The sequence below is a fragment of the Ginsengibacter sp. genome (assembly GCF_057362405.1).
This window is the reverse complement of the sequence record NZ_JBMQQG010000243.1, coordinates 1-16,614: the sequence shown is the minus strand read 5'-3', so window position 1 is coordinate 16,614 and position 16,614 is coordinate 1. Positions and strand designations below refer to the sequence as shown.

The window sequence follows — 16,614 nt, the reverse complement described above, 5'->3', positions numbered from 1 at the left end:
TGCATTTCATAATTAAAAAACTACAACCTTGAAACAGAAATTTAAAATCGGTGACCATGTAACCTGGAATTCAGAAGCTGGTCATGTGTCGGGTACTATAGTGAAAATACACAAAAGAGATTTTGCTTACAAAGGTTATACGCATCATGCCAGCAAAGAAGATCCGCAATATGAAATTAAGAGCGATAAAACAGACCATATTGCCGTACATAAAACAAGTGCACTTTCAAAAAAAATAGAAAGCTGATTAAAAACTTACAATGAAAACGATACTCATATTTGTATCAACACTTGATGGCAAGATAACAAAATGGGGTGAGCCGAACGTCAGCTCGTGGTCATCTCACCAGGACCAGGATTTTTATAAAAAGGTTCTAAATGAATCGCGGCTTATTGTTATGGGGAGTAACACATTTAATGCTGACACATTTAAGCCATCAGCAGATCACCAGTTTATTATTATGACAGGGCATCCTGATAAATATAAAAGTTTGGAAATTACTGGACAGATTGAATTTACAAACGAATCACCTGTTGAGTTAATAGCACGCTTTATAAGCAAGGGGCACAAGCAAATAGTGGTAGTTGGAGGCCCTCATATTGCCACTTCATTTTTAAAAGAACAATTAATTGATGAAGTATGGCTGACGATCGAACCTAAAATATTTGGAACGGGAGGTAATTTTGCAACGGAGATAAATCTGGATATCAATTTACATTTGATTCACTGCGAAAAAGTAAATGAGCAGGGAACATTGATTACTAAATATGCAGTGTTGAAGAAATGAATCGTATGGGTTCAGGAGTCTTCAATTTTTGCATTCTCTGCTCACAGTAAATGCAAAAATTTTTTGAAAATAAAAAAAAAATTAAAATGACAAAACAAAATAATATACAACCTGAGAAAGGAAATTTATTAAACACGCTTCATCATAATGGCAAATTATTGGTGCTTCCAAACATCTGGGATCCTTTGGGGGCTATACTTTTGGAAAGTTTGGGTTATGCAGCTGTGGCTACTGCAAGCGCCTCCATCGCTTTTAGTAATGGCTATCCGGACGGAGAAAAAATTCCATTTAAAGAGCTATTGCACATCCTGCGAAAAATAGTAAATAGTGTAACCATTCCTGTCACCGCTGATATTGAAAGTGGCTATGCAACAAATAGTGCTGAGCTACAAGAAAACATTAAAATGCTCCTTGATGCAGGAATAGCCGGAATTAATTTTGAAGATACTAACAAGGATGATAAAACAATTCTTTCAATTGAAGGGCAATGTGAAAAGCTTCGCCTGATTAGAGATACTGCATCGGAAATGGGTATTTCTCTTTTTATCAATGCCCGTACTGATGTATATCTCAAAGAAAATGATTTATCGGATGAGATAAAATTATCGGAAACCATTCGCAGGGGAAAAGCTTATAAAAATGCAGGAGCGGATTGCTTCTATCCCATCTCACTAAAGAAAAAGGAACAAATAGAAATCATTATTAAAGAAGTCGGTTTACCGGTAAATGTTTTATTGCTTCCCGGGATACCGGATTTTGAAACATTGAAAATAATTGGTGTGGCGAGGTTAAGCCTTGGCCCGGGGTTTTTAAAAGCCTCCATCAATGCCATGAAAAATATTGCTGAAAAACTATTGCATAATGAAGGGATGCAGGAAGTGGAAGATAACCCTGTTACATCGGCGTATTTAAATACTTTAATTTCTAAATAGTACGGTTGAACCGAAAGCCAATTATCTTTCAAATTCTTTTCTAATCACATTCTAATGTTCCTTTAATGCCAAACTAACAGTTAGCACATAATTTTGAGAACTGAAATAACAGGTATGTAATTGCATATTTTTTTATTGGCTTTTTATGATGAAAAACAGGAACTCAAAATTTAGTAAGGTAAAATATTCTTTGCTTAGCAAACTGGGATCTATGTTTAATTTATCGTTTTCAAGCCATGAGCTGCTGGATGAGAAAATATTTGGTGTTGATGGAATTAAACGAAAAATATTGGTAGTAGAAGAAAACAATGGTTCAAATTCTTCATACGTCATAGAGTTGGATAAAGTAAAATCCATCTCAATGAAAACAGTTTATGACAGTATAAAGCCGGAGGAACTAAGAAAAAGAAGATTGGAAGAATTTCTTAAAACTATTCATTTACAATTTGAGTTCAACGATGGAAGAGATGCAGTGGCATTACCTTTTTTTGAAAATAAAAAAAATGATATTGCCGATTTACCCTTATTAGAAAGAAAGATAAAAAATTGGAAAATGATATTTTCAAAAATGGCCGGAGTTTAAAATAAATAATTTATTAAAGAGGCTGCTTTGATCCTGGTTCAAATGAAATAGAATTACCGGTTAAAACACCGTGTAACAAAAAATATGACGAACATTAAATTACATATCTATAAATATGTTTTCTGCCAACAATTGCTTTTTGTAGTGCGGCCATGCTATAACTACATATTCTCCATCTTTAATCAAAGATCACATTATTACCCAAATTTCAAGGACTTCAATAAGTAAACCCTGGCTCTGATTTAAATACAGATCCGGGGAATAGGTCTTGCATTTTTTAATTTTTAAAACTTATTGCTATGTCCGGCAAACAAAAAAATGTTTCAACAAGCGGGATCATTATATCCTTACTTGTATTTATCAATGTTATTATAATAAAAGCTGCCTTTGTAAATAATTCCAACTGGTATTGGGCTCTTATTTTAAGCATACCACTTTTATTATTAGCGATTATAAATGTTCGCCAAAAAAGGCATGCGCTTTTAAGAAACTTTCCCTTAGTCGGCTATGCCCGTTATTTTCTTGAATCAATACGGCCGGAGATAAGGCAGTATTTTTTCGAATCCGATCTTGACGGAAAACCCTTCAACAGGCGTCAGCGGTCTATCGTTTATCAAAGAGCGAAAAACGAAAAACAAACGGTAGCTTTTGGAATGCAAGCTGACTCAAACAGTCCCGGATTTGAATGGGCAGCGCACTCCGTCTATCCGAAAACGTTAGATGAAAAAGATTTGCGCGTATCAATTGGCAATTACCTCTGTATGCAACCTTACCATGCAAGTATTTATAACATTGGTGCTATGAGCTATGGCGCCCTGAGTAAAACTGCCATCACAGCCTTAAACGAAGGAGCAAAATTAGGAGGGTTTGCACACAATACGGGTGAAGGCGGCATAAGTGAATATCACCTTAAAGGCGGTGATTTGATTTGGCAAATTGGTACGGGATATTTTGGGTGCCGCGATGAAAGAGGAAGATTTCATTCACTCGCATTTCGTAAAAATGCGTTGCGACCCGAGGTAAAAATGATTGAACTGAAATTATCACAGGGCGCTAAGCCAGGGCACGGAGGAATTTTGCCTGCTAAAAAAAATACAGCCGAGATAGCTGCAATCAGGCGGGTAAAGGCCGGCACTGTTATCCATTCTCCGGCAAGCCATGCTGAATTTAACACGCCCGAAGGACTGGTGCAATTTCTCCAGCTATTGAGAGAATTATCTGATGGAAAGCCAGTTGGTTTTAAAATTTGTATCGGCGATAAACAGGAATTTATTGATATCTGCCAGGCTATAAGATCTACGGGTTGCATGCCCGATTTTATAACCGTTGATGGCGGCGAAGGTGGTACAGGAGCGGCTCCGTTAGAGTTTACAGATCACCTGGGGATGCCTTTGCATGAAGCGCTGGCATTTATAAACCAAACTTTGGATGAACTTGATCTTTCCAGGCACATTAAAATCCTGGCGGCAGGCAAAATCATTACAGGTTTTGATATTTTGAAAGCCCTTTCGTTGGGCGCATCGGCTTGTTACTCTGCAAGAGGGATGATGTTTTCATTAGGATGCATACAGGCATTAATATGTGACACCGACAGGTGTCCTGTTGGAATCACAACACAGAATCCTGCCTTATATAAAGGCTTAGATCCAACCGAAAAAAGTGTACGTGTTTTCAATTTTCATTTGAATACCATTAAAGCAACTAAAGAAATGATGGAGGCTTGCGGTTTTTTGGATATCGAAAGCGTCCATGCCTCAAAATTTTTTAGAAGGATAGACGCACAAACAACCAAAAACTTTGAAGAAATATATTTCAAAAAATTAAACAAATTCAAACAGCAAACAGATTTTCAACCACAATTAAATTAAATAAAAATGAAAAAGATAAAAAACAATCTCGTAATAAGAAAAGATGATTATTCATTACTCATTTCATATCTGAATAATGCGCGGAGGCAATCAACCTTTGACAGGCGAAACGCAGAAGAGCTTACCGCTGAGTTGAAAAAGGCTACCCTTGTCAATAAAAATAATTTTCCCAGCGATGTAGTGGGCTTAAATTCTAAAGTAAGAATAAAAGCGGAAGGTAAAAGTGAAGAAATGGAATTGATGATTGTAACACCTGACAAAGCAAATATCAAAGAGAAAAAAATTTCTATTATGGCCCCAATCGGAACTGCTTTAATTGGCTTTCGCCAGGGGCAAAAAGTAAAATGGAAAGTCCCTTCAGGTAACAAAATGTTTACGATTTTGGAAGTAAGTAATGATTGTGAAAGAAGTATTGCCTAAAAACAATTGAATAAAAGCTTTGTTGCCGGTAACATAAAATCTTTGGGTCATTATATTTTAAACAGCAAAGGAAATGTAACGATGAATAATCTTGTTCTTGTTATAGATTTTCTCAAATTCTGATATGAACTTTTCAATTCCTATTCAAAGAGAATTTGAAATGACAATGTGAGGTTGAATTTGTTGGGGTGTTTTTTATAATGACTTTCCCTTCAGGGAAAGGTTTATCTAATTCCCTGATTACATACATGCAATAGTTTCATACATTATGAAGCTGTGTCAGGCTCGATGAAATTATTTTTGCTCGTGTCTAAAAAAATTGAAATTGGAATAATAGGAGGCGCTGGTTATGTAGCAGGAGAATTGCTTCGGATTCTATTCAACCATCCTAATGCTGAGATAAAATATGTGCAAAGCAAAAGCCAGCATGGACAATTGGTCAGCAGCACACACAGTGATCTTGAAGGAGATTGTTTTTTAAAATTTACTGATGCATGGGACGCTGCAGTTGATGTAATTTTTTTATGTGGAGGGCATCAACAATCGAAAGCATTCCTGTCAGAAAACGAAGTATCCCCTCAAATAAAAATTATAGACCTAAGCCAGGATTTTCGTTTAGGCGATAACAAAAAAAGTTTTGAAAGGGATTTTGTTTATGGTCTGTCTGAGCATAACAGGGAAAAAATTAAAAAGACAAACAGTCTTGCTAATCCCGGTTGCTTCGCAACCGCGATCACACTCTCGCTATTGCCGGTGATCGAATTGGTAAAAGATGATTTGCACATTCATGCAATAACCGGTTCAACGGGATCAGGTCAATCCCTCTCTCCCACCATTAATTTTAACTGGAGAAACAATAATGTTTCCGTCTATAAGGCCTTTTCACACCAGCACTTAGGCGAAATAAATGAAACATTAAAAGATGTTTTCCCGGAGTTTACTGCAGAGGTTAATTTTATTCCTGTTCGCGGAAATTTTACCAGAGGTATTTTCACTTCTATTTATTTTAAATCATCTCTTTCTGAAGAAGAAATAATTGCACGTTTTAAAAGACGTTATAAGGATGACCCCTTCGTAATCGTTACTGAAACATCTCCCAACCTTAAAAAAGCAATTAACACGAATAAAATTTTTATTTATCCTTCAAAGCATGATAATAAAGTTTTAATTGTAAGCGTAATCGATAATTTAGTAAAGGGCGCTTCAGGCCAGGCAGTTCAAAATATGAATCTGATGTTTGGAATAGAAGAGTCTGCCGGCTTAAAACTTAAATCAGTTGCATTTTAAAATTGAAAAACCATGAAAGAACAAACCAAACTCAGCCGAACCCAGGCAACCCGTTCCAACAATCGTGAACATTCTGTTCCATTATACCTGACTTCAAGTTTTATATTTGATAATGCAGAACAAGGTCGGGCGGTATTTGCAGGAGAAGAAGAAGCGAATATCTATTCCCGTTATTCCAATCCGAATACAACTGAATTCATTACAAAGGTTTGCGAAATGGAAGGCGCTGAAGATGGACTGGCTTTTTCTTCAGGGATGGCTGCTGTTTTCGCTTCATTGGCAGGGTTCTTAAAAAGTGGCGATCATGTTATTGCATGTCGCTCTGTATTTGGTTCTACAATTCAACTGCTCAGTCAATTATTACCTCGCTGGGGGATTACAACCACTTATGTTGATACCCTACAGCCCCGAGAATGGGAATCTTCAATAAGGCCGGAAACTAAAATGATCTTTTTGGAAACTCCTTCCAATCCCGCATTGGAATTGGTCGACCTTGAATGGGTGGGTAACCTAAAGAAAAAATATCCGCAAATCATTTTGAATGTTGACAATTGCTTTGCTACTCCATATCTCCAAAAGCCCATAGCATACGGCATTGATATCGTTTGTCATTCTGCTACAAAATATATGGATGGACAGGGCCGCGTGTTAGGCGGAGTTGTTGTGGGAAGAAAAGAGTTGATCACTGAGCTTATGTTTTTTATCAGGCATACAGGGCCAGCCATGTCTTCGTTTAATGCATGGTTGTTATCAAAGAGCCTGGAAACTTTGCCACTTCGAATGGACCGTCATTGTGAGAATGCTTTGATTGTTGCAAAAATGCTGGAGCAAAATGTTGCTGTGAAATCAGTACGATATCCTTTCCTGCCATCACATCCACAATATGAACTCGCAAAAAAACAAATGAAATCCGGCGGCGGTATTATTACTTTTGATATAAACGGAGGATTTGAAATTGCCAGGCTTTTTCTCGACTCTCTAAAAATGATATTGATTACTTCCAACCTTGGTGATACACGGTCGATAGCAACACATCCCGCATCGACAACACATTCTAAATTGACTGAAGAAGAACGTAACCAAATTGGCATCTATCCCGGAACAATACGCATTTCCGTAGGACTAGAAGATGTTACTGATATAATTGAAGATATGAGCCAGGCCCTTGAAATGGTAAAGATTAGAAGAAAATATCTAAACCCGTAGACTCTAAAATTGTACTTTACGCTACTTTTAAAATAGCTAAACGAAGATCTGTAATTAAATCATCGGCGTTTTCAATACCAACAGATAACCTCAACAAATTATCATTTATACCAATACTACGCCGCTGTTCGGCAGATAAACTTCTGTGAGAGGTAGTGGCCGGTGAACAAATTATACTCTCCACTCCTCCAAGGCTTAATGCAGGCTTTATAAGTGAAAGGCTTTTTAAAAAGGTTGTCAATTGCTCCTGGCTTACGTCTAATTCAAACGATAGTATTCCACCAAAGCCAATCATTTGTTTAACTGCAATTTGATGATCACGATGCGATGGAAGCCCCGGATAATAAACTTTCTTCACTACGGGATTTCGTCCCAAATATTCAGCAAGCTTCAATGCATTTTCATTTTGCTTTTTAATTCTTAACGACAAAGTTTTTAAGCTTCTTTCCACCAGGTAGCATTGATAAGGTGATAGTGATCCTCCATAAATTTTTGCAGTAGAAAAAATAAGTTCTTTGTGATGTTGATTGTTAGAAACCAAAGCTCCAAACGGAAGATCATTATGGCCGCCAAGATATTTAGTACCACTGTGAACGGCGATATCAATACCAAGGAAAAGCGGTAGTTGATTAATTGGCGAAGCGAAAGTATTATCCACTATAGTAACCAATCCATGTTCTTTTGCAAAAGTGGCAATTTCTTTTAGAGGGAAAATATTTAAAAGTGGATTTGACGGCGTTTCGATATAAATTACTTTAGTGTTTTCTTTTAATAATGATTGAAAACTTTCTAAGGTATTATCCGCATAACTACTGGTGATGCATCTTTTGGGAAGTTCCTGCTCAACAAAATTCCATGTGCCGCCATAAAGATCTCTTGAAAAAATAATATGATCGTTATGTTGTACGAATGATAAAATAGATGTTGTAATTGCAGCCATACCAGAACTAAAGACTATACCCCATTCACCATGCTCCAGGCTGGCCATAATTTCCCCTAATCTTTTTTGGTTATAGGTAGAATAAAATCCCGGGTATTGCAATTCACCATCCAGGTAATTATAGGCCGCTGAAGGAAAAATAACCGATGTAACGGAGCCGCTGAAATTATCATCTTCAATAATGGGGTGTACGCACAATGTATCAGTATTTTTCATTTCTCTTCTTTAAATTAATTATTATCCTGCAAACAATCCACAGGCGCAAATAGCACCTGTGGATTATAAAATTGCAATGCTCCTTTCAGAGGAAAACATTTTTTTTCAAATCCGGATTTCAGATAATTTTTCACTTATCAGGTTGCGGAGTATAACGCAAATAAGAATTTATTTTTTTATAGCCTTTCGGAAATTTAGCCGCAATATCCTCGTCCTTAATGGTTGTAGAAACAACTACATCCTGTCCAACTTCCCAATCTACCGGTGTGCCCACGCTATATTTGGACGTGAGTTGTAAGGAATCAAGCACCCGCAATATCTCCGCGAAATTTCTACCGGTAGATGCCGGATAAGTAATCGTTGCCTTGATTTTTTTATCAGGACCAATGAAATAAACAGAACGAACGGTTGCAGACGTAGACGCATTTTCATGAATCATTGCATAAGATTTTGATATGTTTTGATCAGGATCGGCAATAATAGGAAATGCAACAATAGTATTTTGAGTCTTGTTAATGTCTTTAACCCAACCCTGGTGTGATTCAATTCCATCTACACTTATTGCAAGAATCCTGGTATCTCTTTTTGCAAACTCTTCCTTCAATCGTGCGGTGCGGCCCAACTCTGTTGTACAGATAGGAGTATAATCTCCCGGATGTGAATAAAGAATGGCCCAATTATCGCCCAGCCATTCGTAAAAATTAATTTTACCTTCTGTAGTTTCTGCACTGAAATCAGGAGCAGTGTCTCCAATTTTTAAACTCATTTTATTTGATTTATAGTAATGATTATTTGTTGTGATCTGAATTTGTATTTAGTTTGATTTCCTCTCTCAAAAATTTGATGAAGTAATCATAATAAACAGGATACTCTCTATCTCTTATCCTGCCAATATATTGCTGACGGAAAAATCCTTCTTTATTAATTTTAGTGGCTTTTATTTCGTCATTTAAATAAGGTATCAAAGCCCAGTTGGCAAGAACGATCACTCCCATATTAGCTTTCACCAATTCGATAGAAGCTTCAGTCAATGGTAAAACAATCAATTTTTTTGGTTCAATACCTTTGGGTGTTAATTGAGTGCGGAAAATAGAAACGGTATCTAACGGCAATGAATGAATAATCAAAGTGACATCCTGGAAATCTTCTGCTTCCACATAACCCCTTTTCGCCCATGGATGCTGGTTAGAAACAATAGCCAGCATTTCATCGGAGAAGAGTTGAATGAATTCAACCTGCTCAATGTGTTCAGGATTACTCGTAATGGCGAGATCCAATTCCCCTTCTATCAATTTTTCAATTGGCCGGTGAGTCGCTTCAAACACGATTTCGATTTCAACATTTGGAAATTCGTTACTGAATTTTTTGAGGACTGCAGGCAGCCAATGATAACTGGTATAACACTCTGTACTGATCCTTATTACCCCATTTTCACCATTCATCATTTTCGTTATTTCAGACTCTGCGATATCCAGTTCTTTCAACACTTTATTGGCCATAACATATAACTTCTTTCCGACAGGCGTTAGAATTAGCTTCTTGTTTCTTCTATAAAAAACCAATGTTCCTACCTGTAGTTCCGCTTCTTTTAATTGATAGCTCAATGCACTTTGTGACAAATGCAAAACATCCATAGCCCTGGTAATACCACCCTCTTCAACAATCGCTTTTATCAGCCTTAGATATCGTATTTCCATTTTGCTATAAGTATTACAAAACTAAATTTATCAATCCTGGAATAGTCAAAATTTATATGAAAAGATTGGATGTTAACCATTGAATCTACTAATCCTATTGATGAAGAATTGTATTGTGGCGACGTTAAAAATATTCTCTTATAAAAAATAATTGTAATCGTATCTCAATAATTATAGCAAATTCGAAAAGTTGTGTTTTTCAGCTCTTCATTAATTAGAATCTGGCATGCTAACCGGTAATTGGGATTTGTTATACCTGTCTTTTTTATAGTAGCCTCTTCATTTCTCTCTAAAAAAAGGAAATTATTTTCTGTATTCATTATTTCAACTACGCAGGTTCCACACCTGCCCATTCCATGACATTCACCAAAATCTTCCACATAAATTTTGTCAGTTATCAGGGCCATCAGGTTCCTGTATTCAGAAGTATATGTTTCGACGACACGCTCTTCATCGCCATCTAGTATTGTAAACCTGATATCACATTTTTGTATAACCATTATAGAATTTATTAAAGGTATTGCCTTTCGCTTTTTTCCCATGCGAAGACAATTTCAAATCATTTATATGAATTTAATTTCAGCCTGGAATGCGAGTATAATACAGGCATTAAAATCATCATTTATCTTCAATTGGTGCTGCTCATTGGCAGGAATCAGTTGGGTGGTGCCTTGCGTCAATTGCGTTTCCCGGTCAACAAAAATTATTTTACCTGCACCTTTTTTTACGATAATAAATGCATCAGATGTGGCTTTATGAAGCGGCATCGAGTCGCCTTTGTTTAACGAAACTTCCAAAACTTTATAATGGCTATTACTAAATAATTGTTTCATTTTCATTTTAAAAAGATTTACATATTCTTATAACATAAATTTGAGAAGTCCGCCGCCAAAAAAGATCAACAGCAAGAGCTTTACAAATTCAAGACTAACGTAATAATAATGCAGGTTAGACGATGGTAATATTTTTTTTCCGCTGATGATCGCTTTTGCTCGTTTGTTTAAAGCGGGAAGTAGCCAGGCAGTTTGCACAATAATAATCAAAACGATTATTAGAAAAAACACTACCAACATAGGTTCTATTTGACTTGCATAGAAAAACAAACTACCCGATATAATTATAACAAAAGCCCACTCCACTTTATTAAGAGCGTTGAACACTAATTTGCCAATACTCAATCCCACAGGCATGGTAAGGTTTTGCGCCCGGAATTTTAGCCACGATTCCATAAAACTGATGGCGCCTATAAAACCCGCCCACACAAAGGAGCAGGCGGCAATAAAAATAATACTGTTCATTATATTAAACTTTTAAAAGGGTTGCCTTTGAAATATTCTATTTTAGATTCAAAGAGTTCAGCCATTTTATCTGCACGCCATTTAGCATCCTCGGCTATTTTGCCTGTGAACAAATCATCAACGGTTTGTGTAAACAATTCCATCCACCTTTCAAAATGATGGTGAGATATTGGCAGATTTGCGTGTGGTGGAAAAGGGCTTCCAAAATAAGTGCGCTCTTCCAGCAATATGGTCTGCCAGAAGGTGTACATTTTTTCAAGGTGCAGCGGCCAGCGATCCCGGATCCTTTCATCAAATATTGGCCCTAACAATTCATCTCTTCTTACTTTTCCATAAAAAGTATTCACCAATTTTTTAATATCTTCCAGCGATATGATTTCTTTTGTTTCATTCATCATTGCTTATTCTTTCATTGAGAGGTAAGTAATAAGATAATAGAGCAACCAACCAACAAAACCAATTATCAGTATCCATACCCATGAAGGGATACTCTGCGGTGTTTCGCTTCCTTCAATTAAAAATGTTTTTTGGTCGCCTTTGCTGTAAGCGTTAATCATAAGCGGTAAAACCCCATCCACCACAGCATCTTCTCTGATCCCTTCAATAGCGATGGATGGACCGTTTCTTACTTCAAAGGGAACGATACGAAGCCCTTCTTTGCCGGTAGGATCTTTGCTTACAATTCTTAACGTGTGTTTCCCGTCGACCATCTTACGGGTGTCGAGTTCAAAATTTACCGGCGAAACAAATTCCCCAATGGGCTTTTGTTCATCATCCAGAAAAATAAATATGGTGCTCTTATCTTTCATTTATTCATTGTTTAAAACAAGTCTTTTAATATGGCTTTGCGATTGTTCTCCCGGCCTGATTAGCCATTTAACAGAAAAGAAAAGTGTAAAGAGAACAATGATTACTACTATGGTAACGATCACATAATCCCAATTACCGCCGGGGCCTGCACCATGTGTAATGCCTTTCAGAAAGGCAGGCTGTTGCTTTTCGCAGGCAGGGCATGCAAATGACGCGAGGCCTGAAAGACCCAGCAACATTGATACAAATATTTTTTTCATGATAAAATGTTTTAGCTTTTTAGCGAAATTCCTCTGCATTTATTTCGGTGCGGCTACTTTTGCAGCATCCATTAATTTTTGTACTTCTTCCGGTGTTACCTGTTTAGAATTGTTACCCCAACTTGATCTTTCATGATTCATTATGGCGGAGATTTCATCAGCACTTAAATTGTTCATAGTACCCACTGCAGGCATTGGGCCAAAACCTTCTTTTTCACGGCCGGTATATCCATTCATTATAATATTTACCATCAGCTCAGGATTATCATCGGTTACTACTTTACTTGCCTTTAACGGGGGGAATGCACCCGGCAAGCCTTCGCCATTTTCCTGGTGGCAGCTTTGGCAATTAGCGGTGTATAATGCTACACCATTCAAAGCTTTTGAAGTCGTTGCATTGCCAGATTCTTTAGTTTCCCGTTTGTATAAGAAGCCGGGAGTAGCCGTACCATCAGGTAATTTTGTTTGCTTTAATGAAAGTAGGTAAGTAACTAATTGCAATGCTTCCCTGCTTGCTACTACTTTTCCGGTATCGCCGTTCAAATATTGTTTGGGAATATTTACTACCACATCCCCTTTAGCGGCAACAGGCTTTATCGTAAACAACCAGGAATAAGCCGGCATTATAGATTGAGGAACGAGAATGCGCGGATCAAATAAATGCACAAGCTGCCAGTCTTTGCTCGCCTGCCGGTTGCCCACGTTAGTAAGGTCTGGCCCGGTTCTTTCAGAGCCTAACATCGTAGCAGTATTTCTCCAAAAATCCTGGCGATGGTCACCTGCATAATCTGCAGCTATGCTTGGCCGTGAGCCCCACACTTTATCCATATCTACATTACGTACCTGCTGGGTATGGCAACCAATACAACCATTAGCGATATAAACCTCTTTGCCCTTTAAAGCTTCTGCACCTAATGGCTCTGCATTGGGCAGAACGGCATTATTACTTTGCATAGTAAGCGCCGGAATAATTGCTACCAGTATCGTTAAACCAACAAAGAATAAGGTGGCAGTTCCAAAAAGTTTTTTATGATTATCAAATAATTCCATGTTATATCAATATCTTTTAAGACAATAGGATCAAAAATTATTTTATTCGCTTTTCAATTTTTCCAGCGCCAAATCTTTCACATCAACAACCGGGCTACCTGCCAGCATTTTATACATATTGTAAGCGAAGAATAAATGCGACAGCCACATGAGGCTGCCCCCTATAGCACGCCATAACCAATAAGGAGCCATGAAAACCACGCCATCAATAAACGGCTTTCCCTGCATCCACATTATTCCTTTGATCGTACTTCCATACATTAGAGGAACAGTATAAAAAAGTAAACCAATCAGCGCCAGCCAGAAATGAGCGCCCACTGTTATTTGCGGAGGTTCTTTACCGGTAAGCCGCGGCACTACTGCGTATATGCCTGCCCACACAAAAAAACAAATGATTCCATACATGGTAAGATGCGAATGGGCAACCGTGAAATCAGTAAAGTGCCAGTATAAATTAGAAGTACGAAAAGCTTCCGCCGTACCTTGCATAGAACCTGTAAAATAAAATATGATACCTACTAAAAAGAAGGGCAACGTGTAACTGCCCGGCAACTTATACCATGATCCTTTAAAGGTCATTATGAAGTTCGTTGTTCCGGCTACCACCGGGATTACCATTCCTGCACTGCCCGCAATAGCAACGGTTTGCAGCCACCATGGAATAGCGCTGAAAATAAAGTGATGCGTTCCTATCAATGTGTAAAATAATATCTGCGTCCAGAATGCGAGGATGCCCAAACTATAGGAATAGATCGGTTTATTAAGTTGCTGCGGAAGCATGTAATAAACAATACCCAGGGTAAAAAGCATAAACCACATACCCACACCCTGGTGCATATAATAGCCTTGTACAATTGTATTGCCGAGCCCGTTTGCCCAAAAGGGCAGATAGGCCACCAACACAATTACTATTGCAAATATTATGGCCGCCACCATGTACCAATTAGAAATATAAATTTCTTTGGTTTTTCGTTTGGCTATCGTTCTTAAAAAATTATTTAACGTTAATACAAGCCCGATGGCAAATAACAACATCACCGGCCAGATGTATTCGCGGTACTCACCACCACTGTTGTTGATGCCCGCCATAAGGCATATTGTACCCAATACCACAGAAGCATTAATAAAAATTAGCGTGTACCAGCCCTGTTTCATACTCGATAAAGAAGTATTGCTCACGGTAGGCACTATGTAGTATCCAAGTCCCAGCATACCCAGCGATGCCCAACCCCAGAAGACTAAATTGGTATGAACAGGCCTGAGGCGTCCAAAACTTAACCAGCTTATATGATCTACATCGGGCGCCACGAATTTAATACCGAGATACTCTCCTACTGAAGTGCCAACCACCAGCCAAACGGTAGCGCAGCCCAGGTACCATAAAATAAGTTTTGTTAACTCAGGATCTTTATTTGGTCGTTTGAGGGCCTTCTTTTTTATGGCAACAACAGGAATGCTGCTATTGGTATTTATATTAATCAAGCCTTTGCTGTCCTCTGCTTTCAAATGCCCTGACAATTCATCGTTGCTAAGTTTGTAATCTAATGCAGCCTTCCTTTTTAATAAAGTCTCTTTTATTTCATCATCGGGTAATATTTTTAGGAAAGCAGCTAACTTTTCCGCTTCTTCCATATTTTGCTTTCTGTGGTATTGTTTTAAAACATTTCTTACCTTAAATATCATTAAAACAATACCTACCAATATGGGAACAAGAATTAAGATAACCGTGATGACAACGCCGGGGTCACTCAGCACAGAACCTGTATTCTTTACTGCGGACTGTGCGAAAAGGTTTTGGCTGGAAAATGAAGCCAACAGGAAAAATAAAGTTAAAAGCAAAGAATTAATGCCAGTACCTGAAGACGGCCCCTCATCCTTTTTGCTTTTCTTGTATTGAATGAACTCCTCTATTTGTTTGCTATCCATATTACTGATATATTGGTTCAGGCGGCCTTCTTCATCTCCGTCCTGTTTCTTTCTTTTATTCATAACAACTTCGGAGGTTTTTATCTTTAAAAAGATTACTGCCAGTAACGCAATACCTGCTACAATAAAAAGAAGTACGACGTTCCCCTCATGAGAAGGAGCAGTGGGTTTAACTGCACTATCCGCCTGTGCATTCGACGAAATTGAAAAAAAACCTGTTATAACAAAAATTGCCAGCGACCTCAAAATGAACTTTACCTGCATAAAAATATATTAATACCTTTTTATCCTTTATTATTAAAAAAAACCTACTTCCGTTTTAAGAAAGTTAAATTCTTTTCAAGTTGCTTACTAAATTCCCCAATCTTTGCATTCTCCAGCATATTATAGATGTCTTCCCGAACTTTCTTAAATTCATTGTGTATAGGGCACGGCCTGATCTCAGAGCAATTTTTAAGACCCAGGCCGCAGCCTGTAAAAAGTTTATTACCATCAATTGCTTTAACGATATCTGCTAAAGAACACTGTGACGATTCTTCTTCAAGATAAAAACCACCGGTGGGACCCTTTAAAGATTGAACGAGCCCTTTACGACTTAAGTCCTGCAAAATTTTTGCGATAAAATGTTCGGGAGCATCAATTGCTTTAGCTATTTCTTTTATCCCCACCCTGATCCCTGCTTTCGATTTTTGCGCAATAAAAATCATCGCACGGATGGCATATTCCAGGGTTTTTGAAAACATTTTTCTCTTTTATATCGCAAAGGTAAAGAAAGACACGTAATAAAGGACAAAAAAGTCTTTTATTGAACAATATATTTGGTAAAAAAATTTTGAAAGATAATTGGAGAAATATCAAAATATCACTCAACAATTATTCTTCCTTTCATTACCTGGTGAATAGCACAAAAATAACCAGCCCCTGATTGAACCACCATCTTCCACGAATTACCCACTGCTATATTGGAAGAAGTCCACGCTTTTGTATTTTCTTCGGTTACACAATGCGTAACCATATCACGATTAACCCACATAATAGTATCTCCTTTCTTTACAGAAATTTCTTCCGGTTGAAACTTCATATCTTTTATTTCAACAACATGTAATTGTGGCCTCGCGGGCCCCGGATATACAGGATTAGAAACGGTTGAATCGGATGAAGGCACTTTGATAGCCCTTTCTTCCGGGGTTGTGCAACCATACAGAAACAAGAGGAGAAATATATACCAAAACCCTATTTCTCTCCATTTTAAACTTGTCTTCATTATTTTGCAAACTCCTTTTGTACCATTTCAGCATGGGCTAAATGCGCTTTAAGTGTTGGGAGTACATCC

The 16,614-nt window shown here is 37.6% G+C and carries 21 protein-coding genes; 8 read left to right on the top strand and 13 right to left on the bottom strand.

All coding sequences use genetic code 11. The annotated features are described in order from the left end of the window. The first annotated feature begins 28 nt into the window (after nucleotides 1-28). The 8 genes from ACO1O5_RS20980 to ACO1O5_RS20945 all read left to right on the top strand — a co-directional run bounded on the left by ACO1O5_RS20980 (nucleotide 29) and on the right by ACO1O5_RS20945 (nucleotide 7,084). Nucleotides 29-247, top strand: coding sequence for a hypervirulence associated TUDOR domain-containing protein (locus tag ACO1O5_RS20980; RefSeq protein WP_486273768.1), 219 nt, complete (start codon nucleotides 29-31; stop codon nucleotides 245-247). Between the two features lie 13 nt (nucleotides 248-260). After that, nucleotides 261-788 carry a dihydrofolate reductase family protein gene (locus ACO1O5_RS20975; RefSeq protein ID WP_486273767.1) on the top strand — a complete coding sequence of 176 codons (528 nt, stop codon included), beginning with the start codon at nucleotides 261-263 and terminating at the stop codon, nucleotides 786-788. Between the two features lie 86 nt (nucleotides 789-874). Further along, nucleotides 875-1,720 (top strand): isocitrate lyase/PEP mutase family protein, encoded by an 846-nt coding sequence (locus ACO1O5_RS20970; RefSeq protein WP_486273765.1) that lies wholly within the window; start codon nucleotides 875-877, stop codon nucleotides 1,718-1,720. Nucleotides 1,721-1,931: 211 nt separating this feature from the next. Next, on the top strand, nucleotides 1,932-2,303 hold the full coding sequence (locus tag ACO1O5_RS20965) for a hypothetical protein (protein ID WP_486273763.1): 372 nt from the start codon (nucleotides 1,932-1,934) through the stop codon (nucleotides 2,301-2,303). 299 nt (nucleotides 2,304-2,602) lie between these two features. Then, nucleotides 2,603-4,171, top strand: coding sequence for an FMN-binding glutamate synthase family protein (locus ACO1O5_RS20960; RefSeq protein ID WP_486273761.1), 1,569 nt, complete (start codon nucleotides 2,603-2,605; stop codon nucleotides 4,169-4,171). Nucleotides 4,172-4,177: 6 nt separating this feature from the next. Further along, nucleotides 4,178-4,591 carry a GreA/GreB family elongation factor gene (locus tag ACO1O5_RS20955; protein WP_486273759.1) on the top strand — a complete coding sequence of 138 codons (414 nt, stop codon included), beginning with the start codon at nucleotides 4,178-4,180 and terminating at the stop codon, nucleotides 4,589-4,591. A 306-nt stretch (nucleotides 4,592-4,897) separates the two neighbouring features. Further along, nucleotides 4,898-5,878 carry an N-acetyl-gamma-glutamyl-phosphate reductase gene (argC, locus tag ACO1O5_RS20950; protein ID WP_486273757.1) on the top strand — a complete coding sequence of 327 codons (981 nt, stop codon included), beginning with the start codon at nucleotides 4,898-4,900 and terminating at the stop codon, nucleotides 5,876-5,878. A 12-nt stretch (nucleotides 5,879-5,890) separates the two neighbouring features. Next, on the top strand, nucleotides 5,891-7,084 hold the full coding sequence (locus tag ACO1O5_RS20945; RefSeq protein WP_486273755.1) for a trans-sulfuration enzyme family protein: 1,194 nt from the start codon (nucleotides 5,891-5,893) through the stop codon (nucleotides 7,082-7,084). Between the two features lie 16 nt (nucleotides 7,085-7,100). Here ACO1O5_RS20945 and ACO1O5_RS20940 read toward each other — a convergent pair whose 3' ends face one another. From ACO1O5_RS20940 to ACO1O5_RS20880, 13 genes are all read right to left on the bottom strand, one after another. Continuing rightward, nucleotides 7,101-8,240: a trans-sulfuration enzyme family protein gene (locus ACO1O5_RS20940; protein ID WP_486273753.1), complete on the bottom strand. Its 1,140-nt coding sequence runs from the start codon at nucleotides 8,238-8,240 to the stop codon at nucleotides 7,101-7,103. A 130-nt stretch (nucleotides 8,241-8,370) separates the two neighbouring features. Further along, complete coding sequence (locus ACO1O5_RS20935) at nucleotides 8,371-9,006, bottom strand: peroxiredoxin (protein ID WP_486273751.1); 636 nt, start codon at nucleotides 9,004-9,006, stop codon at nucleotides 8,371-8,373. Between the two features lie 22 nt (nucleotides 9,007-9,028). Continuing rightward, nucleotides 9,029-9,937 carry a LysR family transcriptional regulator gene (locus tag ACO1O5_RS20930; protein WP_486273750.1) on the bottom strand — a complete coding sequence of 303 codons (909 nt, stop codon included), beginning with the start codon at nucleotides 9,935-9,937 and terminating at the stop codon, nucleotides 9,029-9,031. A gap of 164 nt (nucleotides 9,938-10,101) precedes the next feature. Next, complete coding sequence (locus tag ACO1O5_RS20925) at nucleotides 10,102-10,437, bottom strand: 2Fe-2S iron-sulfur cluster-binding protein (protein WP_486273748.1); 336 nt, start codon at nucleotides 10,435-10,437, stop codon at nucleotides 10,102-10,104. A gap of 63 nt (nucleotides 10,438-10,500) precedes the next feature. Then, on the bottom strand, nucleotides 10,501-10,770 hold the full coding sequence (locus ACO1O5_RS20920) for a cupin domain-containing protein (RefSeq protein WP_486273746.1): 270 nt from the start codon (nucleotides 10,768-10,770) through the stop codon (nucleotides 10,501-10,503). A gap of 27 nt (nucleotides 10,771-10,797) precedes the next feature. After that, a complete protein-coding gene (locus tag ACO1O5_RS20915) occupies nucleotides 10,798-11,235 on the bottom strand; it encodes a hypothetical protein (RefSeq protein WP_486273744.1) in 438 nt (145 codons plus the stop codon). Beyond that, the gene (locus tag ACO1O5_RS20910) at nucleotides 11,235-11,633 is read right to left on the bottom strand and encodes a group III truncated hemoglobin (protein WP_486273742.1); all 399 of its coding nucleotides are present in this window, start codon (nucleotides 11,631-11,633) and stop codon (nucleotides 11,235-11,237) included. Before ACO1O5_RS20910 ends, ACO1O5_RS20915 begins: the two co-directional genes overlap by 1 nt. Nucleotides 11,634-11,636: 3 nt before the next feature. Beyond that, entirely contained in the window at nucleotides 11,637-12,044 is a 408-nt protein-coding gene (locus tag ACO1O5_RS20905) for a cytochrome C (RefSeq protein WP_486273740.1), read from the bottom strand. Beyond that, nucleotides 12,045-12,305, bottom strand: coding sequence for a hypothetical protein (locus tag ACO1O5_RS20900; protein WP_486273738.1), 261 nt, complete (start codon nucleotides 12,303-12,305; stop codon nucleotides 12,045-12,047). Between the two features lie 39 nt (nucleotides 12,306-12,344). Then, the gene (locus ACO1O5_RS20895) at nucleotides 12,345-13,355 is read right to left on the bottom strand and encodes a cbb3-type cytochrome c oxidase subunit II (RefSeq protein ID WP_486273736.1); all 1,011 of its coding nucleotides are present in this window, start codon (nucleotides 13,353-13,355) and stop codon (nucleotides 12,345-12,347) included. A 42-nt stretch (nucleotides 13,356-13,397) separates the two neighbouring features. Then, the gene (locus ACO1O5_RS20890) at nucleotides 13,398-15,545 is read right to left on the bottom strand and encodes a cbb3-type cytochrome c oxidase subunit I (RefSeq protein ID WP_486273734.1); all 2,148 of its coding nucleotides are present in this window, start codon (nucleotides 15,543-15,545) and stop codon (nucleotides 13,398-13,400) included. Between the two features lie 44 nt (nucleotides 15,546-15,589). Beyond that, nucleotides 15,590-16,024 carry an RrF2 family transcriptional regulator gene (locus ACO1O5_RS20885; protein WP_486273732.1) on the bottom strand — a complete coding sequence of 145 codons (435 nt, stop codon included), beginning with the start codon at nucleotides 16,022-16,024 and terminating at the stop codon, nucleotides 15,590-15,592. Between the two features lie 119 nt (nucleotides 16,025-16,143). Then, nucleotides 16,144-16,545, bottom strand: a complete 402-nt coding sequence (locus ACO1O5_RS20880; protein ID WP_486273731.1) for a plastocyanin/azurin family copper-binding protein — start codon at nucleotides 16,543-16,545, stop codon at nucleotides 16,144-16,146. Nucleotides 16,546-16,614: the final 69 nt, after the last annotated feature.